The sequence below is a fragment of the Arthrobacter sp. ZGTC212 genome, from assembly GCF_002929255.1.
Lineage (GTDB): Bacteria > Actinomycetota > Actinomycetes > Actinomycetales > Micrococcaceae > Arthrobacter_B > Arthrobacter_B sunyaminii.
This window is the reverse complement of sequence record NZ_PJIJ01000082.1, coordinates 1-531: the sequence shown is the minus strand read 5'-3', so window position 1 is coordinate 531 and position 531 is coordinate 1. Positions and strand designations below refer to the sequence as shown.

Genomic DNA, 531 nt, shown 5'->3' with positions numbered 1-531 from the left:
AGAGGTCACCGAAGCGTTCGTCAACGAGGCCGCGGCAACCGGCATTGACATCTTCCGCATCTTCGATGCTTTGAACGCCGTCAGCCAGATGGCACCCGCCATCCGCGCTGTCCGGGCCACAGGCACCGCCGTCGCCGAAGTGGCCCTCTGCTACACCGGGGACATGCTGGACCCCGAAGAGAAGCTCTACACGCTGGACTACTACCTGGAGCTGGCACAGAGAATCGTGGACGCCGGAGCCCACATCCTTGCAATTAAGGACATGGCGGGCCTCCTCCGTCCAGCCGCTGCGGCCAAACTCGTCTCCGCCCTGCGGGAACGCTTCGACCTGCCGGTGCACCTGCACACCCATGACACCGCAGGCGGCCAGCTGGCCACCCTGCTGGCCGCCGTGGACGCAGGTGTGGACGCAGTGGACGTTGCCTCCGCTTCGCTGGCTGGTACTACCAGCCAGCCGTCGGCCTCAGCCCTGGTGGCGGCACTGGCACACACCCCGCGGGATACCGGCCTCAGCCTGGCCGCCGTCAGCTC

General features: G+C 67.0%; 1 pseudogene. It reads left to right on the top strand.

The features are described 5' to 3' along the window. A pseudogene (locus CXQ89_RS18005) lies at positions 1 to 531 on the top strand (pyruvate carboxylase); the annotation flags it as partial.